Source organism: Chitinophaga skermanii, assembly GCF_003259335.1.
Lineage (GTDB): Bacteria > Bacteroidota > Bacteroidia > Chitinophagales > Chitinophagaceae > Chitinophaga > Chitinophaga skermanii.
This window is the reverse complement of the sequence record NZ_QLLL01000002.1, coordinates 555754-576952: the sequence shown is the minus strand read 5'-3', so window position 1 is coordinate 576952 and position 21199 is coordinate 555754. Positions and strand designations below refer to the sequence as shown.

21 protein-coding genes are annotated in these 21199 nt (G+C 42.2%); 6 read left to right on the top strand and 15 right to left on the bottom strand.

Going from position 1 to position 21199, the window contains the following annotated elements; translation table 11 throughout:
* Nucleotides 1-11: 11 nt before the first annotated feature.
* The 3 genes from LX64_RS06495 to LX64_RS25965 all read left to right on the top strand — a co-directional run bounded on the left by LX64_RS06495 (nt 12) and on the right by LX64_RS25965 (nt 2593).
* Nucleotides 12-521, top strand: a complete 510-nt coding sequence (locus LX64_RS06495) for a dihydrofolate reductase family protein (RefSeq protein WP_111596797.1) — start codon at nt 12-14, stop codon at nt 519-521.
* 31 nt (nt 522-552) lie between these two features.
* Complete coding sequence (locus LX64_RS06490; protein ID WP_111596796.1) at nt 553-1551, top strand: 2-hydroxyacid dehydrogenase; 999 nt, start codon at nt 553-555, stop codon at nt 1549-1551.
* An 871-nt stretch (nt 1552-2422) separates the two neighbouring features.
* Nucleotides 2423-2593 carry a hypothetical protein gene (locus tag LX64_RS25965; protein ID WP_158538549.1) on the top strand — a complete coding sequence of 57 codons (171 nt, stop codon included), beginning with the start codon at nt 2423-2425 and terminating at the stop codon, nt 2591-2593.
* A 376-nt stretch (nt 2594-2969) separates the two neighbouring features.
* Here the strand turns inward: LX64_RS25965 and LX64_RS25755 are convergent, their stop codons facing one another.
* The 6 genes from LX64_RS25755 to LX64_RS06465 all read right to left on the bottom strand — a co-directional run bounded on the left by LX64_RS25755 (nt 2970) and on the right by LX64_RS06465 (nt 7962).
* The gene (locus LX64_RS25755) at nt 2970-3149 is read right to left on the bottom strand and encodes a hypothetical protein (RefSeq protein WP_148707214.1); all 180 of its coding nucleotides are present in this window, start codon (nt 3147-3149) and stop codon (nt 2970-2972) included.
* A gap of 17 nt (nt 3150-3166) precedes the next feature.
* Entirely contained in the window at nt 3167-3751 is a 585-nt protein-coding gene (locus LX64_RS06485; RefSeq protein WP_111596795.1) for a YdeI/OmpD-associated family protein, read from the bottom strand.
* Between the two features lie 657 nt (nt 3752-4408).
* A complete protein-coding gene (locus LX64_RS06480) occupies nt 4409-4999 on the bottom strand; it encodes a flavin reductase family protein (RefSeq protein WP_211324749.1) in 591 nt (196 codons plus the stop codon).
* A gap of 82 nt (nt 5000-5081) precedes the next feature.
* A complete protein-coding gene (locus tag LX64_RS06475; RefSeq protein WP_111596794.1) occupies nt 5082-6128 on the bottom strand; it encodes an NAD(P)-dependent alcohol dehydrogenase in 1047 nt (348 codons plus the stop codon).
* 174 nt (nt 6129-6302) lie between these two features.
* Complete coding sequence (locus tag LX64_RS06470; RefSeq protein ID WP_111596793.1) at nt 6303-7022, bottom strand: FAD-binding oxidoreductase; 720 nt, start codon at nt 7020-7022, stop codon at nt 6303-6305.
* Between the two features lie 79 nt (nt 7023-7101).
* Entirely contained in the window at nt 7102-7962 is an 861-nt protein-coding gene (locus LX64_RS06465; protein ID WP_211324748.1) for an AraC family transcriptional regulator, read from the bottom strand.
* 269 nt (nt 7963-8231) lie between these two features.
* On the opposite strand from LX64_RS06465, the gene katG reads away from it, so the two are divergent.
* The gene (gene katG / locus LX64_RS06460; RefSeq protein ID WP_111596792.1) at nt 8232-10502 is read left to right on the top strand and encodes a catalase/peroxidase HPI; all 2271 of its coding nucleotides are present in this window, start codon (nt 8232-8234) and stop codon (nt 10500-10502) included.
* Nucleotides 10503-10562: 60 nt separating this feature from the next.
* Here the strand turns inward: katG and LX64_RS06455 are convergent, their stop codons facing one another.
* From LX64_RS06455 to LX64_RS06440, 4 genes are read right to left on the bottom strand one after another with little or no spacing between them, the layout of a single operon-like run.
* A complete protein-coding gene (locus LX64_RS06455) occupies nt 10563-11153 on the bottom strand; it encodes a YdeI/OmpD-associated family protein (RefSeq protein ID WP_111596791.1) in 591 nt (196 codons plus the stop codon).
* Between the two features lie 11 nt (nt 11154-11164).
* Nucleotides 11165-11548 (bottom strand): DoxX family protein, encoded by a 384-nt coding sequence (locus tag LX64_RS06450; RefSeq protein WP_111596790.1) that lies wholly within the window; start codon nt 11546-11548, stop codon nt 11165-11167.
* A gap of 6 nt (nt 11549-11554) precedes the next feature.
* Nucleotides 11555-12028, bottom strand: coding sequence for an SRPBCC domain-containing protein (locus LX64_RS06445; RefSeq protein WP_111596789.1), 474 nt, complete (start codon nt 12026-12028; stop codon nt 11555-11557).
* 2 nt (nt 12029-12030) lie between these two features.
* Nucleotides 12031-12357 (bottom strand): ArsR/SmtB family transcription factor, encoded by a 327-nt coding sequence (locus tag LX64_RS06440; protein WP_111596788.1) that lies wholly within the window; start codon nt 12355-12357, stop codon nt 12031-12033.
* Between the two features lie 207 nt (nt 12358-12564).
* Between LX64_RS06440 and LX64_RS06435 the strand changes: the two genes are divergently transcribed.
* Nucleotides 12565-13683, top strand: coding sequence for a TlpA disulfide reductase family protein (locus LX64_RS06435; protein WP_158538548.1), 1119 nt, complete (start codon nt 12565-12567; stop codon nt 13681-13683).
* A 119-nt stretch (nt 13684-13802) separates the two neighbouring features.
* Here LX64_RS06435 and LX64_RS06430 read toward each other — a convergent pair whose 3' ends face one another.
* The 3 genes from LX64_RS06430 to LX64_RS06420 form a co-directional block, all read right to left on the bottom strand.
* Nucleotides 13803-14180, bottom strand: coding sequence for a hypothetical protein (locus LX64_RS06430; RefSeq protein WP_111596786.1), 378 nt, complete (start codon nt 14178-14180; stop codon nt 13803-13805).
* A gap of 485 nt (nt 14181-14665) precedes the next feature.
* The gene (locus LX64_RS06425) at nt 14666-16246 is read right to left on the bottom strand and encodes an arylsulfatase (RefSeq protein WP_111596785.1); all 1581 of its coding nucleotides are present in this window, start codon (nt 16244-16246) and stop codon (nt 14666-14668) included.
* Between the two features lie 288 nt (nt 16247-16534).
* Nucleotides 16535-17041 carry an ATP/GTP-binding protein gene (locus LX64_RS06420; protein ID WP_111596784.1) on the bottom strand — a complete coding sequence of 169 codons (507 nt, stop codon included), beginning with the start codon at nt 17039-17041 and terminating at the stop codon, nt 16535-16537.
* A gap of 327 nt (nt 17042-17368) precedes the next feature.
* Between LX64_RS06420 and LX64_RS06415 the strand changes: the two genes are divergently transcribed.
* Entirely contained in the window at nt 17369-19249 is a 1881-nt protein-coding gene (locus tag LX64_RS06415) for a carbohydrate-binding protein (protein ID WP_245952568.1), read from the top strand.
* A gap of 69 nt (nt 19250-19318) precedes the next feature.
* Here LX64_RS06415 and LX64_RS06410 read toward each other — a convergent pair whose 3' ends face one another.
* Both LX64_RS06410 and LX64_RS06405 read right to left on the bottom strand, forming a co-directional pair.
* Complete coding sequence (locus LX64_RS06410; RefSeq protein WP_111596782.1) at nt 19319-19867, bottom strand: hypothetical protein; 549 nt, start codon at nt 19865-19867, stop codon at nt 19319-19321.
* A gap of 83 nt (nt 19868-19950) precedes the next feature.
* Entirely contained in the window at nt 19951-21168 is a 1218-nt protein-coding gene (locus LX64_RS06405) for a PQQ-dependent sugar dehydrogenase (RefSeq protein ID WP_111596781.1), read from the bottom strand.
* Nucleotides 21169-21199: the final 31 nt, after the last annotated feature.

Genomic DNA, 21199 nt, shown 5'->3' with positions numbered 1-21199 from the left:
CACATACATATATGAACATTACCTTGTTTGCTTCGATCTCTTTAAATGGCAAAGTGTTACTGGCCGAAAACCCTTTACACCAAGTACCTAATGAAATGCCAGGCGACTTTATCCAACGGGCTGTTGCTGCCGGGTGTATGATAATTGGTAGGAAAACGTATGAAATGATTGCGCAATTCCCTGCTATGCTGGAGATGTTTAAGGGGGTAGAAATTATTATTATATCAAGCAATGAAAACGCATCTACAGCTTATAAAGTAATGGCAAACGAAGCGGTCGCCATGGCATACATTCAACAACAGCAATATGATACAGTATTGATTGGTGGAGGTACAAGTATTTACAACACTTTTCTACAACATCAGCTAGTTAACACCATGGTATTAAATTATGTGCCTGTTATGAGTGGAACGGGTGGCCAATTAGGAGACGATCCAGCACTTTTTTCTACTTGGCGTATAACAAACCAGTCTACCTTTCCCAGTGGTATTACGCAAATAACTTTCGTACAGGAAGGGTAGCCAATTACGTTCCTTTTTGTATATTCATCGTATGAAGATGGTATTTTTTTCCGCTAAGCAATACGATAAGGTGTTTTTCAATGCAGAGAATGAAAAATACGGGTTTGAATTAGAATACTTGGAAACACACTTAGGTCCACATATTGTGAATGCTGTAGAACCTGGTACTGCAGCGGTATGTGTGTTTGTGAATGATCGATTAACGGGTGAAGTAGTGGCCACGTTGGCGGAAAAAGGGGTTAAAATTATTGCCCTTCGTTGTGCAGGCTTCAACAATGTAAACCTCGATGCTGCGAAGCAACACGGCATTGTAGTTGTGCGCGTGCCTGCTTATTCGCCGGAAGCAGTAGCGGAACATGCCGTAGCCATGTTGCTAACACTGAACCGTAAAACCCACAAAGCGTATAACCGTGTACGTGAGCAGAACTTCTCGCTGAATGGGTTACTTGGATTCAATTTACATGGAAAAACAGTGGGCGTTGTAGGTACAGGTAAAATTGGCCGCGCTTTTTGTAAGATTATGCTGGGTTTTGGTTGTACAGTAATGGCCTATGATATGTATCCCGATGAAGCCTTGGCCCAAATAGGGGTGCAATATGTTACGCTCGATACACTCTTCCAATCTGCCGATATTATTTCGCTTCACTGCCCACTAACACCGGAAAATAAATACCTCGTTAACAAAGCAGCCATCGACCAAATGAAGAAAGGGGTGACGATTATTAACACCAGTCGTGGTGCCTTGCTACATACGGCCGATGTAATTGATGCTTTAAAAACGGGGCAGGTAGCGTATTTGGGGATAGATGTATATGAGCAAGAAGAGAAGCTTTTCTTCAAAGACTTGTCGGGCAATATTATTGCCGATGATATGATTCAACGGTTGATGAGTTTCCCGAATGTACTGTTAACCGGTCACCAAGCCTTCTTTACCCAAGAAGCACTTTCCCAAATAGCCTCAGTAACCATGCAGAATGTAAACCAGGTAATGAAAGGAGAAGCGGTAGGTAAGGATGTAAGGTTGGCATAAAGAAGTTGACAGCAAATAAATTTCACCACTGCATGCAAATTGCAGGTACCACAATTATTTTTGAATTACAATAACAGGCAATTAAAACATTCGTTCAACCCCGCGCAACCTCCCAATTGCGCACACCCAAACAGAGAAAAATAATTAAGGAAACTACCATGCTCGGACTACTATTCCCCCGTGCAAATTAGAAGCTGTAAAAGTACTTACTTGCAGAGAAGCAAGTGCCTATACGCTTATACGTTTGATTACCCCAAAAACATAAACCCATGCTAGGAAATCAGCTTAACAGAGCCCAAATGCGCCGTTTAGCAGGCGGTATTTCTTCTTACACTTTTGCTTGTGGAATGCTTGTGCAACGTTGCTCGCAATGCCCTACGGAATGTATTTGCGAACCCATTGCCAGGGAGCGATATGCTTGTGAAATTCCATAAGATATAGCTTGATAGCTAATATGCCCATGCGCAATAAATAATATTTATTGCCGAGTTGTACATGGTGCTATCATGCATGCTTGAATGCCCCATTCAAAGCAAAGGACCCTGCTTTTTTCACCCCAAAATCAATACACTATGCTAGGAAAACATCTCAGCAGGAACCAACTGCTGCACATGTCGGGAGGAGCTTCTACCACCGCTGCTAAATGCAATAAGCGTGTTTCTGATTGTGGCACTTTAGAATGCCCGGTTGAATGCGTTTGCCATTATGCAAGCTGGGGCCATTATTTCTGTGCGTACGATGTTTAAGTAACGCCGGTAATAGCACCGCTATCCTTACTTACTAGGATTAATCAAATGGTTATTCACATGTTATCGCATACTCTCAAAAGTATAGCGTATGGCATTCTTTTTCACTCCAAAATCAATACACTATGCTAGGAAAAAATCTCAGCAGAACCCAAATGCTCCGCGTAGCCGGAGGCCAAGCACAACATGCTGCTGTTTGTAACAGGCGTGTTACAGACTGTGCTTTAGAATGCCCATCAGAATGCTCCTGCGATTATGCACATTGGGGCAACTGGTTCTGTTCAGGCATCTTGTAGATGCATTTAATAAGGTGCCTGTTTGCAGAACAAGTAAAGAGGTACTTTATTAATTAAAACAGGTAATTAACCACGCTTTTTTTCACTCCAAAATCAAAACACTATGTTAGGAAAACATCTCAACAGGAACCAAATGCGCCAAATTGTTGGTGGCCAATTTATGAATGAAGCCAGGTGCGATAAACCGGTTACGGATTGTTACTTACAATGCCCACAAGATTGCACTTGCACGCAAACTTCTGGAAACAGGTTCTTTTGCTCGTACCTGTAATCATTGATTACACATGTATTTTATGGCTTTCACCTGCACTGTTGTGCATTGTGTTGAACCATGCTTTTTTACCCCAAAAACAATGCACTATGCTAGGAAAAATGCTCAGCAGAACCCAAATGCTCCACGTTGCTGGAGGTAATTCTTCGCTTCCGCCGGTGTGTGATAGGTTTGTGGCAAGTTGTAGTAACTGCCCACTGGCTTGTCATTGCGATGGCCGTGATAGCGTTGCCACGTATTGCGCAAGCTTGTAGAAAGGTTGCGATGTAACAGTAGCGTCTGCATGGAAACGTGCAGGCGCTTTATTTTTGGGGGAGGATAGCGGGTTTTAGTCCTTTGGCTGCTCCAGTCACTAAATCAGCAATTCGTTTACTGCGGGTTGTTTCTCTTTGCGCCGTTATTAACCAATATAAAATCATTCTCTTTTCAGCATTGGAAAGTTGCTCATAGAAATCGGCGGCTTTTGGAGATTTTTTGAAGGCGGCTTGTAAGTCGGCAGGGATAAGTAACTTCTCAACATCGTCGAGTATGTTCCAGTAGCCGTTGGCTTTTGCTGCTGCAATGCTGGCAAAACCGGGGGCTGTCATTAGCTGGGCATCGATGAGTTCTTGGGATTTCTTTTTGTTGATACCCGACCATGGACTTTTAGCTTTCCTTGCGCCGAAGGTTTGAATAAACCGGTCGGTATCATAAGTACGCGCGGTACTGTCGATCCAACCAAAGCACAGCGCTTCGGCTACTGCATCGGTATAGGAAATGCCTGCTACTTGGGCGTGCTTTTTCAGGAGTACTACCTGCACTATTTGCCCACTATCATGGTTTTTCTCTAACCATGTACGCCATTCCTGCCTGTTTTGCGGTATTAATTGTAAAAGCGGAGTTTTCATGTGCTTGTATTTAAATTGTAATTCAAAAGTAACAGGACGGTGTGACAGCCTTATGTCAGTAGGATAAGAAATATTCTGTAAGGATTGATTTTGAATGGATTAGGTAAATGATGCTGCTTTGTCTAAAAATCGCAGCGATTTAAGGGCTGTTTTAGCTTCAAATTCGTATTGATTTTTCTTATGGAGGTTATGGTTAGATATCTTAGTTGAGGCTAAATTTGCGGCTCTATTGCCCTTTATTGTGCTGTTTAGTACGGTTGTTCCAAACAGTAATGAAGGCAATTGGTTACTTCATTTGTAGTAGGATTGCAGTGCAAAATATAGATGTAGTATCAGTAAGGGTTATAGCGGGCAGAAACGCTGAAACCCTTATGAAATAGTTTCTCCTAATGGTAGTTTAATGTTCTTTTAATGTTAAAACCATGTCTGTGCTATGTGGAGATATATTCCCCATATATAGGGGATATATCTTGTAGCTTTCCAGCAGTATCCTCCAAGTCTTTCAAAGGCAAGTCAAAGTCTTTCAAAGGCAGGTTAAAGTCTTTTAAAGGGTCGTCAAAGGCTTTTTAAAGGCTTTTCAAAGGGTCGTTAAAGGGAAGTCAAAGGCTCGGTAAAGGCTTTTATATAAAAATGCACTTAAAAGGGGTGTTTGCGACATTACTTTGTCATGTCTACATCTAGGGCATTTCCAATTGCATAAAAATGGCCCCCGGCGATATAATGTAAGCTACGGAATGATGGATCGGCGGTTTCATAATGCCAACGCCCGTTACTAAATACGCGGGTGTCGGCCCAAGCGCCTATTACTTCGGCAACAAATAGATCGTATTGCTGTTGATGATGTGGTTCGGGTATTACTTTACAAGCCAACCATGCAGAGCAACCACTAACGAAAGGCACATCAAATTTATCTATATCAAACAATTCCACCTTGCAATGCGCCAATTTCTCCACATCGGTATGTAAACTACGGGTGCCTACATCGTACGTTAATTGGAGTTGTGCTACAGTGGGAACTTGCACTACAAATTGCCCGCTTCCTTCTACCAATGCACGGGTAGCTGTATTGCTATCAATTACAACGGTAAGTTTCGGTGGTAAATAATCCAAGGCACAAGCCCATGCAGCCGCCATTACGTTTTGTATGCCTCTATGCCGGGCACTCACCAATACGGTTGGGCCGTGGTTAATTAAGCGGGAGGCTTTGTCTAATGGAACAGGGGCCATATAAGAGTCGATGGTGCTCATAAGGAATTGTTGATAAAGAAAGGGTTAATAGGTAGCTTAAATACCTATCAACCCTTATAGAAAAAATGTGATTAAAAACGTATTACAAGGTAGCCATATCAATCACGAAACGATATTTTACATCGTTCTTTTCCATGCGTTCGTATGCTTTGTCGATGTACGACATGTCAATTACTTCCACATCGGAAACGATATTGTGCTGACCACAGAAGTCTAACATCTCTTGTGTTTCCAAGATACCACCAATCATTGAACCAGCTAAGCTTTTACGATTAGGAATCAATGCAAATGCTGGAATAGGGGTAGGTTGAGAAGGGGCACCCACGCAAATATGCACACCGTTCGTTTTCAACAATCCCATGTAAGCTGGAATGTCGTGGTTAGCGCTCACGGTATCCAGGATAAAATCAAAAGAGGCAGCGGCCGCTTTGAATTGTTCAGGATCTGTGGTAACGATGAAGTTATGCGCACCTAATTTTTTCGCGTCTTCACGTTTGTTTTCAGAAGTACTCAATACTGTCACTTCAGCACCAAAGGCTGCACCGAATTTAACAGCCATGTGACCTAATCCGCCTAAGCCCAATACCGCTAATTTATGACCTTTACCTACGCCCCAATGTTTCAATGGAGAATACGTAGTAATACCGGCACATAACAAAGGTGCCACGCCTGGTAATTCGAGGTTTTCCGGCAAGCGTAAAACGAATTCTTCTTTTACAACAATGGTTTTAGAGTAACCACCGTACGTAGGCATGCCATCTGTATAGTGATTTACATTGTTGTACGTTTGAATATTGCCGTTTTCGCAATATTGTTCTTCGTCGTGTTTACAGCTTTCGCATTTACCGCAAGAATCTACCATGCAGCCTGTTCCAACTAAGTCGCCTACTTTAAATTTCTTTACATTTTCGCCAACGCGTGCAACGCGGCCTACTATTTCGTGGCCCGGCACCATGGGGAAAATACCTTCAAACCAATCATTTTTAATTTGGTGCAAATCAGAATGGCAAACGCCACAGTAAAGAATATCAAATTGCACGTCGTTCGGGCCCACATCTCTACGATCAAAATCCCATGCTGTTAACTTTGCACCTACGCTTAAAGCAGCGTAACCTTTTGTTGCTATCATATAAGTTCTTTTTGAAAAATGTTATAGTGTAGAATTGTTTTCAAATTAACACCAATCAACCTTGTAATGTTTTTGCAAAAGAAGATGATAAAAAGGAAAATGATTGTTCTTAAAAAGTCAAACTTTTTGTCTTTGCGGTTCAATATTGCGATTCTGCAATGATTTGATTGAATTTTACAATCCCACCTTGCCCGCTGCCCAATAAGCTTGGGCTAAAAAGCTACCCCTGGCTTTGTTTTGTCGCAGTACTTTCCGAAGTGTTTGGATGGATTTGGCGTTGCCGGCCATAATGAAATTATAATCTTCCCAGTTCGTTTCTTGGAAAATAGGAAGGGTAGCCACCCATTGTTCATCATGGAACAATTGGGATTTGGAGAATACGGTGTAGTGATCCAAACCGGCCAAGCGGGGAGCGGCCATATTGCCAGGGTCTAATTCGAAATAGAATTGGTATTGATGGTGATGTTTTTTGAATAAGGGCTGAAGAGAAGCGGCTAATCCCAAGCTGGTTTCATCGCCAAAAAGAAATTGTTTGGATACATGGGGGTTGTACACTGTTTTTCCCCGGGGCATGGAAATCCGTATCTCGTCGTTCACTTGTAATTGTGCCATAAAGTTACTGCCGGGATAATCGCCATGGATATGCGCGATGATGTCAATAATACCATCTTTACTTTCACTAAACGAGGCGGTGTAGTTCCGGTATTCAGTACTCGATACGCGGATAATGACGGCGTACCCGGGTTGAAAATTCATGTCCCCGGTAGCACCTTGTAAGCGTATTTTTTTGATGGTAGGGGTAATGAAGGTCGTTTCCAATACCTGCATGAGCGGGAACTTGGAGCTCATGAGGGTTTCAATGGTATCGCCTAACCATTTTGCAATTTTGGGCATGATGTATTCCTATTTTGATCATGCAAAGTACGGTCCGTTTGCGCGGATTGGGAATGGAGAATGGATGGTAGAAATTGGACTAATCGTGGTTTTTCTTCCTGAAACTTAGGGCGGTTACCCCGGTTAATTTCGAGAATGTACGGGAGAAGTAAGCATAATCTTCAAACCCCAATTCACCGGCTATTTCCTTCACAGAGCGGGTAGTATGGTACAGCAAGCGCTTTGCTTCCAATACCACGCGTTGCTGTATATGCCAAGAAACGGGGTTGCCGGTGGCTTGCTTTACACATTCATTCAAGTAGGCCGAAGAAATATTGAGTAAATCGGCATAATCGGCTGGGCGTTTCAATGTAGTGAAATGTTGTTCTAATTGCCATTTGAAATCCATCGTAATCACATCGAAGCGGGTAGCATTGCTCTTGGCTGCATTTGTTTCCATGTAAGCGGAAATAACCATACCGGCGAAAGCATTGCAATAGTTTTGTAAGATAGCGTCGTGTAGTTTCTTCGGTGGTGAATTATAAACAGTTAAGCACATTTCCATGGCTTGGATATATGGCTGTATACCTGTTTTAGATAAGACTAAAGGCTTTGCCGGCATCACCGATTGTTCGAGTAATTGTAAATACGCCGGTTGAAGATGTGCCGTATCCATCGCCATCAAGTACAAGGTGGCCTGCTTCACCTTTGCCACGCGGTGCACTTGCGAAGGATGAATGTAAAGCAAGTATGGTGGCTTCAATTTATACGTTTCAAAATCCAATTCCATTTCCACCGAACCCGCTACCACCAATAAAAAAATGTGAAAATCGTGCCGGTGCGATTGCATCGAATGATCCTCCTGTAGCGCCTGGGTAGGCGTACTTTTCCCAACCGCAATGCCGCTTGCGTAATCCAGTGCCAGCTGGTGAACCGGGATATGTTGTTGTCCTTTTTTCACACCTAAACGAAAAATAAAAGCTGTACAAATGTATCGATTTGTAGTTCATAAGCGGTATTGGATGAACAATCTTCTCCCTATTGGGTTACTATGTGTGGACGTTCACTGCATATAAAACGAAGCTATCGCCAAATATACATGCCAATAGATTTAAACTATTTCATAATAGAATTAATAGATTGTGATTATATCATGAATGTCCTAGTTTTGACCCTGTTAGAAACACAAATGCGAGGAAGCATTCAACTCAATACCATAAAATTTTAAAAATGGGACAAGAATCAAACGACATCAGCAAATGCCCTTTCCACAATGGGACACTGAAAAACAATGTTGCCGGCGGAGGTACGCGTAACCCCGATTGGTGGCCTAATCAATTAAAGCTTAATATTCTCCGTCAACATTCGTCCAAATCGAACCCATTGGATGAAAACTTCAACTATGCCGAAGCTTTCAAAAGCCTCGATTTAGCAGCTGTGAAAAAAGATTTACATGCGTTGATGACCGATTCACAAGATTGGTGGCCGGCGGATTTCGGCCATTATGGCCCATTGTTTATCCGTATGGCTTGGCACAGCGCCGGTACATACAGGGTATTTGATGGTCGTGGTGGTGCTGGTTCTGGTCAACAACGTTTTGCCCCGTTGAATAGCTGGCCCGATAACGTTAGCTTAGATAAAGCACGCCGTTTGTTATGGCCCATTAAGCAAAAGTATGGTAACAAACTTTCTTGGGCCGATTTGTTGATCTTAACCGGTAACGTAGCGTTAGAGTCGATGGGCTTCAAAACCTTTGGTTTTGCCGGTGGTCGTGTGGATGCTTTTGAAGCGGACGAAGATGTGTATTGGGGTTCTGAAACCACTTGGTTAGGCGGTGATGTGCGCTATGCACATGGTTCTCCTGGCGTGGTTGAAAATCATGGAGTCGTAAGTTCGGACGATGATGCAGATGGTGATATACATGGACGTAATTTAGAAAAGCCTTTAGCAGCTGTACAAATGGGTTTAATTTATGTAAACCCTGAAGGCCCGGATGGTAACCCCGATCCAATTGCTGCCGCGAAAGACATTCGTGATACTTTCGGTCGTATGGCCATGGATGATGAAGAAACAGTGGCCCTTATTGCAGGTGGACATAGTTTTGGTAAAACCCACGGCGCAGCACCTGCTACGCACGTAGGCAAAGAACCCGAAGCAGCCGGTATTGAAGCCCAAGGCCTTGGTTGGAGCAATAGCTACAACTCGGGTAAAGGTGCCGATACCATTACATCTGGTTTAGAAGTTACATGGACTACTACACCAACCCAATGGAGCAATAACTTCTTCGAAAACTTATTCGCGTTTGAATGGGAATTAACAAAATCGCCTGCCGGTGCACACCAATGGGTAGCCAAAAATGCAGGTGACATTATCCCCGACGCTTACGATAAAGGCAAGAAACATCGTCCGACGATGTTAACCACGGATCTTTCATTACGTTTTGATCCTGTGTATGAAAAAATCTCCCGCCGCTTCTTAGAAAACCCCGATGCTTTTGCAGATGCATTTGCCCGTGCTTGGTTTAAATTAACACACCGTGATATGGGGCCACGTGTTCGCTACCTAGGATCGGAAGTGCCGGAAGAAATATTGCTTTGGCAAGATTACATCCCAGCATTGGATCATGAAGTGATCAACGATGCAGATGTAGCAGCCTTGAAAGCAAAAATCTTAGCAACAGGCTTAACGGTTGCTGAATTAGTATCTACCGCTTGGGCATCCGCTTCTACTTACCGCAATTCCGATAAGCGTGGTGGTGCAAACGGTGCACGCATTCGCTTAGCGCCGATGAGGTATTGGAAAGTGAACAATCCATCGCAATTACAAAAAGTATTAGATGCATTGGAAGCGATTCAAAAAGAATTCCAAGCAGGTGGCAAGAAAGTATCTCTCGCAGATTTGATTGTGTTAGCAGGTGCTGCCGGTATTGAAAAAGCTGCGAAAGAAGCAGGGCAAAATATCACTGTTCCATTCTTAGCCGGCCGTATGGATGCTTCGCAAGATCATACGGATGTTGAGTCAACCGGTTACCTCGAGCCATTGGCAGATGGTTTCCGTAATTACCGCAAAGGTCGCTTACATGCATCTACGGAAGCATTGTTGATTGACAAAGCGCATTTACTAGGTTTAACAGCACCAGAATTAACGGTATTGATAGGCGGTTTGCGCGTATTGGGTACGAACTACGACGGGTCTAAACACGGCGTATTCACCAACCGCCCTGGTCAATTAACCAACGATTTCTTCGTGAACTTATTAGACATGAATACTGCATGGAAAGCAGCATCAGAAGACCGCGAAGTGTACGAGGGTACAAGCCGTAAAACCGGTGAAGCCAAATGGACAGCTACCCGCGTCGATTTAGTATTTGGTTCTCATGCAGAACTAAGAGCTATCGCGGAAATATACGGTAGCGCTGATGGTCAAACTAAATTCGTGAACGACTTTGTTGCTGCATGGAACAAAGTAATGAACGCGGATAGGTTTGATGTGAAAAAGTAAGGTTTTTAATAGTTGGATAAATAGATGGCCTCCGGACTAACACCGGGGGCTATTTTTTGCCTATTCATCTTCAAACCCTTTACCATCGAGTATGTGCGGAATATATTTGTCGACCCTTTGTTGCCTCGTTTTCGCTTGTTTGGCGGAAGAGAAATAGAGTAGGTAGCCCCGTTGGCGGCCGGGTGTTAAGGATTCGAAAGCTTTTTTGAGTTTGGCGCTTTTGTTTAGCGCTACTTCGAACTCTTCTGCCATCTCGAATGCTTCTACTTTTTTCATTTCCACCTGCAGGCCAGCCTTCTCTACTTCTATAGCTTCGTAGATATAGGCTTTGATGGTGGATTCGGCTTGTTGGATTTCTTTTGCTGAAGTGAATCGAATTTGCCTAGCTGCTTGTACGTTTTTTGTTTGTTGAATAAGGATGTTATTTTCATCTGCTAGTAAAGCCCCTTTCATAAATAGGATGGCACAATAATCTTTAAAGCCGTGGATCAACATTACGTTCTGGCCATTTAGGGTATAGGTAGGGCAGCCCCATTTCAATTCTTCCGTTAAACCACAATCCAGCGCAATGGCACGGAGGATGCTGTATTCTTTTTGCCACTTAGATTCTTTCTCGAAGAACCAATCAACTTTTGGGTTTTGGATAGCCATGGCTGAAAATTTTATGCGTGAATAGAATTGATTTTCCTGTCGGTAGGGCGGAAGAAATAGGAGAGCGCTGTTAAAGCTAACAATAAAATCGCGGGAAAGATATCGCCCATACCATCACCTACTACAATATGTGAAATAATTGCGCCGGTCATAGTGAAAAAGAAGCCTGCGTATGCCCATTCTTTTACTACTGGAAATTTAGGCAATAATATAGCAATCACGCCTAGGAATTTCCATATACCAATAATCGTAAGGAAGTAGGAAGGGTAGCCTAATTGGGTCATATAATCCTTCTCTTGTGCTACCTTAAAAACTTGTACGATACCGGTAGATACCATGCCTAAAGCCAACCAAAGTGTAGCGATCCAGTAAATGATTTTGTTTCTTTTTGACATAACGAGTTATTGTAAATTGGATAATACTTTTTCTAAACGATTGTGTGCCATGTCGATACCAATGGCCATACCTACACCTATGCTAATCAAGGCATCACGATCTTTCACCGAGCGGTAAATGATTTGCATATTGAGCTTGCTTTTTTCCGGGCTGATAGATTCGAAGTGTAAGTACTCTAATTGAATACCATGCGGGGTGCCCATAATTTCGAAAGTGCGAATAATGTTTTCGTTAGGAACGAATTGGTGGATGGTACCGTTTGCACGGAATACCACGTTGCCTTTATTATCGGATGTTTCGAACTCGAAGCCACCGTGTTGTTTATTTTCGAGCTTTACTACTTTAGTGCCCATCCACTGTTCTACAATGTCGGCTTCTTCGTAGGCTTTGAATAATAATTCGAGCGGTAAATCGAATTCGCGGGTGATGAAGATTTCTTGTTTGCCTTCTTCGGCATGTACTTTCGTTTTTCTTTCCATGGTTATTTCTTTTTAGGTGTATAGTTTTTCATAATCGCTTCTAGTTTGTTGAATCGATCGTCCCACATTTGGCGGAATGGCTCGATGAAATCGGCTATTTCTTTCATTTTTAAGGGGTTTAAGTGGTAAATAACTTCTCTACCTTGCTGCACTTGTTCCAGTAATTCGCACTCGGTCAGTATTTGCAAGTGCTTGGAAACTGTAGGGCGTGCCGTATCGAAATTGGCCGCAATGGCGCCTGCCGACATGGCTTGCGAGGCCACCAGCAGTAGTATCGCTCTCCTCGTGGGATCGGCGATGGCTTGGAATACATCTCGTCTTAGGTTCATTATGTAGCTATTTGACTACACAAATATATATGTAGTCATTTAACTACGCAAATTTATTTTTCGTGGTATTGAGCATGAGGGGTTTATTGGTGGGATAAGTAGTTAGAAGCTATTTAAATTGATCAAGATGAAACAATACGGGCTTGTGCTTTCGCGTTTCAAGATTTTATGATAATTTCCCATTACTCAACCAAAATCTTTCCTGCAATGAAAGTGATCCCTATCATGGTGGCAGTATTTGCCATTGTTTCGAGTATGCAAGCGCAATCTACCTATACTATTAAAGGCAATGGGAAGCTAATCCAGGATGGAGATAAGCTGTATTTAATGTACCGGCAAAAGGGGCAATCCTATTTGGATTCAACTGTTGCTAAGAACCATCGTTTTTCTTTCAAAGGAACTATTAGTGGCGAGCCTTTTACCGCTTCTATCTATAGAAATGAAAACCCCCAATTCGCAGATATTGTGCGTGAATCGCTGGGTGTATACCTAGAGCCGGGTACGATCGTTGTTAATAGTAAGGATACGTTAAAAGGTGCTACCGTTGGAGGAACACCGCTCAATAATACCTACCAACTTTTGCAAAATAAAATGCAACCTTTCCGTCATAAATACCATGGTGCACGGAACGTAGATGATTTAACGGCAGAAGAGCGGAAAGACACGGCACTGGTGCATGCAACAGAGAAAGCTGAAATCAAGCGTTTTAAAGAGCGGGTGCAAATTGAATTGGATTTTGCGAAGGAACATCCTAATTCACCGGTAAGTCTCGACGTTATTGTACGTTATTCCGGTGTGCGCATGATGATCGATGAAGTAGAAAAGGCCTACAATGCATTATTACCCACTTTACAATCCTCGGAAAAAGGGAAATATGTACATGGCATGATTCTGAAAACCAATGAAATCAAAGTTGGCCAAGCTATGCGCGATTTTACTTTGAAGGATATGGAAGGGAACATTGTACAACTTAGTGCTTTTAAGGGGCAATACATTTTATTGGATTTCTGGGCTTCTTGGTGTAAACCATGCCGCGAAGAACATCCTAATTTAAAGAAATTGTTCGAGCAGTACGGCGCCGGGAATTTCAAAATCGTGAGCGTGTCAATTGATGAAAGGAAGAACGATTGGTTAGCTGCAGTAGCAAAAGATCAATTAACATGGACACAATTGCTAGATAACACCGGTACCGCGGTCGCAAAAATGTACGGAGTTACCAGTATACCATCGAATGTACTCATCAACCCGCAAGGCATTATTATCAAGAAAGATCTGAAAGGAGGAGCCTTGGTAGATGAATTGACATCTATCTCGGCTAACTTATAAGCTTAAAAAGGCTAGTATCTAATAGACACTAGCCTTTTTTATGATCGAATGTGCGTGACAAATTTCGCGGCTAACATGTAATGGATACATCCATTCACTATAGTTCGGATTTGTAATGTTTAGCGGGTACAATCGGCTGTCCAAGTTTTACCGTCTCTTGTAAAGCCAATCACTAACTTATCTTTATTAATAGTAATTAACCCTGTACCTGAAGCACCAATGTTAACCATCGTATTATCGTCTTTTTGCTCGAATTCCACGCCCGTTAAATCAGGAATACCATTCGAGAATCTGAAATCATAGCGACGACCAACTTTCGTAACGAAAATGCTACCATCATCGGCGTTTGTAGTTTCACCACCGGCAGTATAGCTTATTTTACCTTTAAAAGTACCGGCAAAAATGTCTGTATCAGCTGGATCATCATCTTTACTACAAGCAGCAAAAATGAACGATGTTAATAATAATACACCCAAAAGTTTCAGCATTGTTTTCATAAAATATGGTTTTAAGTGAATGAATAAACTTGTGAGTGAAAAGGCAAACGGTATACCAGAAGTAAACGGCTATTTAGCAACTGTAAACAAGTGTTGTGGAACTAGTTAATTTTTTGTGGAATATTGACTACACAATGTGAATTGTATTGCTGTAAATGTAGCATAGATGCATGGTTGCGGCAGTTGTATTTAACAAATTATTAAGAATTGTTTGGTCGAAAGAAACCGTGTGTTTGTCGAAACGAGCAGTGTTTGCTCACCCGCTTGTTCTAATTTAACAGTAGAATTATACAACATGAAATCGATCTTTTTAACCTGGATGATTATTATATTGATATGTCAATAGTTTAGAATGGTTTGAAGTAAACAAAGCCATTTAACGCAGTTACCGCGAAAATTTAAACCGTGATAGCTTAGTGCTGGTGGCCACAAAGTAAAAAGGATGCTTTATCAGCATCCTTTTTGCTTTATAGTAAGTTGTATTGCTAGTTTCTAGGGGTCGACATCGATTCTACTTCTTTTAATCGTTTAAGTGCATCTGTTTGCCGTAATAGGCCATAGTTAATACCAGATGCGTTTAAGGTACTACCTGTTTGATAAGGGTATTTATCAAAATCACTGAAGAATTCTTTTATTTTACCTTGTATTGGTACAAGGAGCCACATTTGTTGCGCGAAGAATTTCATCGATTCGCCACCATCTTCCATTCCTCTTTCATAAGGATCCATTCGTAGATTAGTGATTAACGACCACGCCGGAACGGACCGTGTAGCAGTAGCAATATTACCATGAGAGGCAACTGCAAAGCTGGTTTTCCAATCATTCCAACGAACAGCATTTAAATTACCCCCTTGGTCGAAATAGTAGATGGCATCGCGTGGACCTTTAGCTGTACTGCCTTGGAGGTATGGAAGGAAGTTGTAACCATCTAAATGCACTTTAAATTGTTTGCCATTTGCGGTGAAGCCGTTGGCCATTTTTTCTTTTACATCTGGTAAGCCTGCTGCGGCGGATAAAGTAGGGAACCAGTCGATCAAAGAAATAATTTCATTGCTGACAGTACCGGCTTTAATTTTACCAGGCCAACGAACCATCATAGGTATGCGGAACCCGCCTTCCCAAGTAGTACCTTTTTCACCACGGAACATGGTCATAGCACCATCAGGCCATAAGGCAAGTTCTGCACCATTATCGGTGGTGTAAACCACAATTGTATTATCCGTTATTTTGAGCTGGTCTAATAAGTCTAGTAATTCCCCTACCATACCATCGTGTTCCACCATACCATCGGCATGGATGCCTTTCCCGGTTTTACCCATGGATGAAGGTTTTAAGTGGGTAAACACGTGCATACGAGTACTGTTAAACCATACGAAGAATGGTTTGTCGCCTTGGGAGGATTTGTTGATGAAATCTTTCGCTGCCTTCAAGAATTCTTCATCTACTGTTTCCATCCGTTTAGAGGTTAACGGACCTGTATCTTCAATTTTACCATCCGCAGTAGAGCGAATGACGCCACGAGGCCCGTATTTCTTTTTAAAAGCCGCATCTTTTGGATAGAAGTATCCTTCAGGTTCTTCTTCCGCATTCAGGTGATAGAGGTTGCCAAAAAACTCATCAAACCCATGTTTCGTGGGAAGGTGTTGATCTTGGTCACCCAAGTGGTTTTTACCAAACTGCCCGGTTACATAGCCCTGTGTTTTCATGACATCGGCAATGGTAGGCATCCAATTGGTAATACCATGTGGATCGCCCGGCATCCCAATCGTTAGTAAACCTGTTCGAAATGGTTCTTGTCCTAATATAAAAGAGGCCCGGCCTGCCGTGCAGCTTTGTTGCCCGTACGAATCGGTGAAGAGCATACCTTCATTAGCGATCCGGTCGATATTCGGCGTTTGGTAGCCCATTAATCCCTTTGTATAGGCGCTTATCTGTGGAATACCAATGTCGTCCCCGAAAATGACGAGGATATTGGGTTTCTTCTGGGCCTGTAGGGAAGCGAAGGAAGAGGAAAACAGCAGTAATAATGACAGCGATTTCCCCAAAGTTTTAGTCAAACTAGTCATAGAAAATCAATTAATCTTGTGAAAGTTAAGACAGCTTCAGTACAGCTGAGCAGCCTATGTTACTAAGCTAAAACGTTGAGAGAAGTGCTAATGAGGGGGGTATTAAATACCTGCCATTTATGCCCAGGTTGGGTGTATTTGTTATTGATAACAGGGAAATACAGGAAAGGTTTACAATTATGGGAAATAATAAACCAGGCACCACAAGCATTGCGATAATGTAAAACAGGTATAATACTCAAATAATATATATCTCTTATGACGGTGTGTGTGTCGAGAGCTTATAATTTACACTGCGCTACCAGCCAGTTTGTTCATGATAGTTGCTAAACGAAGTTGAATATCTCCTCTTACCACTAACGCGTCTATGCCCATATCATCTATCCATTCAATTAGTAAATCGTTTACAGCCTGCCGAAGTTTAGGCATTTCTACTTGTGATGAGGTAACGATATCGGGCTTTTCGATGGGAATGAAAATGAATAGATCAATTGTTGATATAGCCGTTTGTGCTTGGGTGAAGAATGATTGGATGTTTAAGGTAGGAGAAACTGCGTGTAAATATGCTAAGATGTCAATAATACACCTGTCGAAAATAACACGATCATTGCCGGTATTTACTTGCTTGATGGAATAGTTGAATTGTTGAATGAAATCATCCGCTGTAGGAATGCCCGCTTCATTTTGGTCGTGATAGGGTTCTTGCAGTAGGGTATAGTCTTGTAGTTCAGCATGTACTGCTTGCGCTAATGTAGTTTTTCCGACTTGATGTGTACCAACTATTGCAATTTTCATTTGACTATTGTATCTTTTATAATTGTTTCACGGTATGAAGAGCTTTCCCCTAACAAAAACTTGTTCAAATACAATTTGTAAAGGTAAAACATTGAAAAATTACGGCAGTTCTTTTTTATAAGTTTACCTTTCGAGTTATCAATTATTCGCGTAATTATTCATTTTCACATGTGCCTGCTTGAAGCAGGGGAGTAATACTACATTGCTGCAACCGGTATTGTTGAGCCGGTCTTATACTATTGAGCCATTCCACGTTTTATAATCACTTAAACCTTTAATTCCATGTTTCCACACAACATGCCCCTTTTCAAAAAAGCCTACAGATGTATGGCTCTTCTATGCCTTATACTACTATCGTATTTAGGTGTACAGGCGCAAACGCCTCGTTTCAAAGTTATAGCCTTTTATAATGGCACTTGGGATGCCGCGCACATTAACTTTGTGCAAGAGGCTAACCAATGGTTTCCGCAGATGGCAGCCCAGTACAATTTTTCTTATGAATCAACCACTAACTGGAACAACCTAAATGCAACGTTCTTGTCGCAATACCAGGTCGTACTTTTCTTAGATGATGCTCCTACGAATGCTACACAACGGGCAGCCTTCCAAACCTATATGCAAAATGGAGGTGCTTGGATGGGTTTCCACGTATGTGCCTTTACGACGAACGCAAATGCTTGGAGCTGGTATAACAATACCTTCCTCGGGTCGGGTAATTTTCAAAGTAATACTTGGGGTCCAACAACAGCTGTGTTACGTTGTGAAAACCAAAATCACCCTAGTACCCAACAACTTCCTACTACCTTTACCAGCGCCGTTAGCGAATGGTATGCATGGAGCAACGATTTGCGTAACAACAGTAACATCAGCATTCTATGTTCCATCGATCCTTCTAGTTTTCCATTAGGTACCGATCCCAATCAATCTTGGTACAGCGGTTACTATCCAGTAATCTGGACAAACAAAAACTACAAGATGTTGTATGCCAACTTTGGGCATAACGACATGAACTACGCGACCAATACCGGCAAATCATCCACTTTTGCAAGTGCTACACAAAACAAGTTTATAATTGATGGCTTGCTTTGGTTAGGTGGTGTGCCAACTGGTCCTACTCCGGCTATTCCAATTCCTGGAACAGTTCAAGCAGAAAACTACACTTCCATGAGTGGTATTCAAACAGAAACAACTACCGATACCGGGGGAGGGTTAAACGTAGGTTATACAGATGCTGGAGATTGGTTAGACTATAAAGTAAATGTACAAACAGCCGGTACGTATAACATTCAATACCGCGTAGCAGCACAAACAACAGCAGGTTCTATTCAATTGAAAAATGGAAATACGGTGTTGGCTACTACAACACTGCCAGTAACAGGTGCGTGGCAAACTTGGACTACTGTAAATACCACAGCCACTTTAGCTGCAGGCGAACAAACATTGCGTTTGCAAGTAGTTACAGGAGGCTTTAACTTAAATTGGATATCATTTGCATCAGCCAACCCAGTAGCGCCGGTAGGCTCGGTTATTACGTTAAGAGGTAATAATAACTTGTATGTAAGTGGTGAAAATGGTACGCAAGCTATGCGTTGCACAAGAACAGCCCCGCAAACCTGGGAACAATTTAGCGTACTATCTGCTACCGGAGGAAAAATTGCCTTACGTAGTATGGGTAAATATGTGTCATCCGAAAACGGGGCCACGGCTATTACATGTAACCGCACTGCCGCTGGTGCTACCGAGCTATTCGATTGGATACAAAACAGTGATGGCACTATTTCGTTACGTGGTAATAATGGATTCTATGTGTCTTCTGAAAATGGTGCAGCTGATATGACTTGTACGCGTACAACCATCGGAGGCTGGGAAAAATTCAATTTCAGCATTGTGGGGCCTGTAGTTGGTTCTAGTACAGTAGCAACGGGTCGTAAAATGGAAGAAGTTGCTTCAGATGAAAAAGCCCTAGGTATTGCAGCTTTCCCGAATCCATTCCAGCAAGAAATCTATTACTCTTTACCGGCCAACGTAACATCACATGTAGCCACTTTGTACGATATAAATGGCCGTGCGCAAGCACGCGTTAGTTTTAAATCCCAACAAAGCAGGTATAAAATTGATGCTGCTAAGTTGCCACCAGGATTTTACGTACTCAATATCTCGGCCAATAATTACAAGAAACAATTTAAACTACAAAAGTCATTGCAATAGGCGATTGAACTTTACTTATACGAAAGCCTGGTACCGCATCTGTGGTACCAGGCTTTTTTATTTCGAACATTAAAAACTCTGTGGTACCCAATCACTCAATAACGCCCATAAAATCACGGCCGGGTATACCCAGCTGAAATGTTTTCTAAATACCCACATCTTCCGGGAAGGTAATGCCAAACTTACGATACAAACCAACCAAAATATCGGCAACAACAAGGGGAATGGAACGAAAATTAAGAAGAAGATGACTGCCAATTTATCGGTGCCATAATTACTGTTGTATTCTCTTTTCCAAATAGGTTCCAAACTTTGTTCTTTTAAGGCTGCTTTCCATGCTGTTTCATTGTGAAACTGTTGAACGGTACTCGTTTTTTCGTTGATGATGTATTGTAACGAATCATCGTAAGCGATAAGGTACGTTTTATAAAAGTAAAAGTTTTTGAAGTTGACAGTAGTAGTATCCAAATAAAGACTAACCCAACCGCCTGCTGTGCCATCATGTTCGATGATATGATTGAAAGGTGTTTTTTCACTCCATGCTGAAAGGCCACCGGCGTAAGATGTTATAGCAGTAAAGGAAAGAAGAAGGAATAGGAGGTAGCGGGGAAATAACATGAATAGGTTTTGGGCGAAGTTACTTTGCTAGCAGGTATAAAAAAAGCAGCATCTTACATTCGTATAAGATGCCGCCATATTTGTTAGTTTGCTTTGTCGATTCGATATAATCTACCTTGATCGGTAACGGCATATAAAGCCCCGTCATTTCCTTGGGTTACATCGCGGAAACGTTGTCCCTCGCCGGCTAATAACCTTTCTTCACCAACTACTTTGTTATTGGCAATTACTAAGCGAACAATATGCATACCACTTAATGCACCCAAGAATAGGTTATTTTTCCATTCTGGGATTCGATCCGCTGTGTAGAAAGTCATGCCACTAGGCGACACAACTGGGTCCCAATAATAGATGGGTTGTTCTAAACCATCTTTTTGTTGGATGGTGTCGCCAATGGGCTTGCCCGAATATTCCAATCCATATGTTATAATAGGCCAACCGTAGTTTTTGCCTGGTTGGATACGGTTTACTTCATCACCACCAAGCGGGCCAAATTCACCTTCCCATAAATCACCTGTAGTTGGGTGTAAAGCTAAGCCTTGTACGTTTCTATGACCGATGGAATATAATCCTGGTAAAGCTTCTGTGCCGAAGTTAGGATTACCGGGTGCGGCTTGCCCTTCTTTTGTAATATGTAATACTTTACCTAATGCAGCTGTAACAGATTGCGCGAGTGGGCGGGTAGCTAAATCGGAACGTTCGCCCGTACTCACAAATAAATTTCCTTGGGGATCAAAAATAATTCTGCCGCCATAGTGCAAAGTGCCATTGTAGGCTGGGTTGGCCCTGTAAATAACAGTCGCCCCTTCAATCGTTTTTTCATCATTCGCTAAACGACCTTTTGCGACGGCTGTTACAGTACCACCTGCTACATTTTCGGAGAATACCCAGTACACCATGCGGTTAGTGGTAAATTGAGGATCGATAGCTAATCCCAATAAGCCACCTTGCCCATTTGCATTGACGGCTGGCAAGCCCGTAATAGGGGCACTTAATGTACCTGCTGTATCTACAATACGCATGGTACCTGTTTTCTGCGTTACCAATAACCTGCCATCTGGCAAGCTTTTAACAGCCCAAGGTGATGTTAAGCCCGATGTTATAGTTTTTACGCTTAATTGGGTGGTGGTTTTAACGCCAGCAGCCCTGGTTTGACCAGCAAAGGCCGGTTTGTATTTACTATTGGGATCTTTTGTTTCTACAGGTGGATATTTGGGTTCATTGTCGATGTCGTCATCTGTTGAACATGCAAATAGCGAAACAGTCAAGCCGGCTGCTAAAAGGACGAAAAGGTTTTTCATGCGCTCATGGTTTAATAAAGAAATGGATTGA

Bases quoted from the DNA above. Each gene is read 5' to 3' on its own strand.
- LX64_RS06495 (WP_111596797.1), top strand. From the start codon at position 12: ATGAACATTACCTTGTTTGCTTCGATCTCTTTAAATGGCAAAGTGTTA.
- LX64_RS06490 (WP_111596796.1), top strand. From the start codon at position 553: ATGAAGATGGTATTTTTTTCCGCTAAGCAATACGATAAGGTGTTTTTC.
- LX64_RS25965 (WP_158538549.1), top strand. From the start codon at position 2,423: ATGCTAGGAAAAAATCTCAGCAGAACCCAAATGCTCCGCGTAGCCGGA.
- LX64_RS25755 (WP_148707214.1), bottom strand. From the start codon at position 3,149: ATGCAGACGCTACTGTTACATCGCAACCTTTCTACAAGCTTGCGCAAT.
- LX64_RS06485 (WP_111596795.1), bottom strand. From the start codon at position 3,751: ATGAAAACTCCGCTTTTACAATTAATACCGCAAAACAGGCAGGAATGG.
- LX64_RS06480 (WP_211324749.1), bottom strand. From the start codon at position 4,999: ATGAGCACCATCGACTCTTATATGGCCCCTGTTCCATTAGACAAAGCC.
- LX64_RS06475 (WP_111596794.1), bottom strand. From the start codon at position 6,128: ATGATAGCAACAAAAGGTTACGCTGCTTTAAGCGTAGGTGCAAAGTTA.
- LX64_RS06470 (WP_111596793.1), bottom strand. From the start codon at position 7,022: ATGCCCAAAATTGCAAAATGGTTAGGCGATACCATTGAAACCCTCATG.
- katG (WP_111596792.1), top strand. From the start codon at position 8,232: ATGGGACAAGAATCAAACGACATCAGCAAATGCCCTTTCCACAATGGG.
- LX64_RS06455 (WP_111596791.1), bottom strand. From the start codon at position 11,153: ATGGCTATCCAAAACCCAAAAGTTGATTGGTTCTTCGAGAAAGAATCT.
- LX64_RS06450 (WP_111596790.1), bottom strand. From the start codon at position 11,548: ATGTCAAAAAGAAACAAAATCATTTACTGGATCGCTACACTTTGGTTG.
- LX64_RS06445 (WP_111596789.1), bottom strand. From the start codon at position 12,028: ATGGAAAGAAAAACGAAAGTACATGCCGAAGAAGGCAAACAAGAAATC.
- LX64_RS06440 (WP_111596788.1), bottom strand. From the start codon at position 12,357: ATGAACCTAAGACGAGATGTATTCCAAGCCATCGCCGATCCCACGAGG.
- LX64_RS06435 (WP_158538548.1), top strand. From the start codon at position 12,565: ATGAAAGTGATCCCTATCATGGTGGCAGTATTTGCCATTGTTTCGAGT.
- LX64_RS06430 (WP_111596786.1), bottom strand. From the start codon at position 14,180: ATGAAAACAATGCTGAAACTTTTGGGTGTATTATTATTAACATCGTTC.
- LX64_RS06425 (WP_111596785.1), bottom strand. From the start codon at position 16,246: ATGACTAGTTTGACTAAAACTTTGGGGAAATCGCTGTCATTATTACTG.
- LX64_RS06420 (WP_111596784.1), bottom strand. From the start codon at position 17,041: ATGAAAATTGCAATAGTTGGTACACATCAAGTCGGAAAAACTACATTA.
- LX64_RS06415 (WP_245952568.1), top strand. From the start codon at position 17,369: ATGGCTCTTCTATGCCTTATACTACTATCGTATTTAGGTGTACAGGCG.
- LX64_RS06410 (WP_111596782.1), bottom strand. From the start codon at position 19,867: ATGTTATTTCCCCGCTACCTCCTATTCCTTCTTCTTTCCTTTACTGCT.
- LX64_RS06405 (WP_111596781.1), bottom strand. From the start codon at position 21,168: ATGAAAAACCTTTTCGTCCTTTTAGCAGCCGGCTTGACTGTTTCGCTA.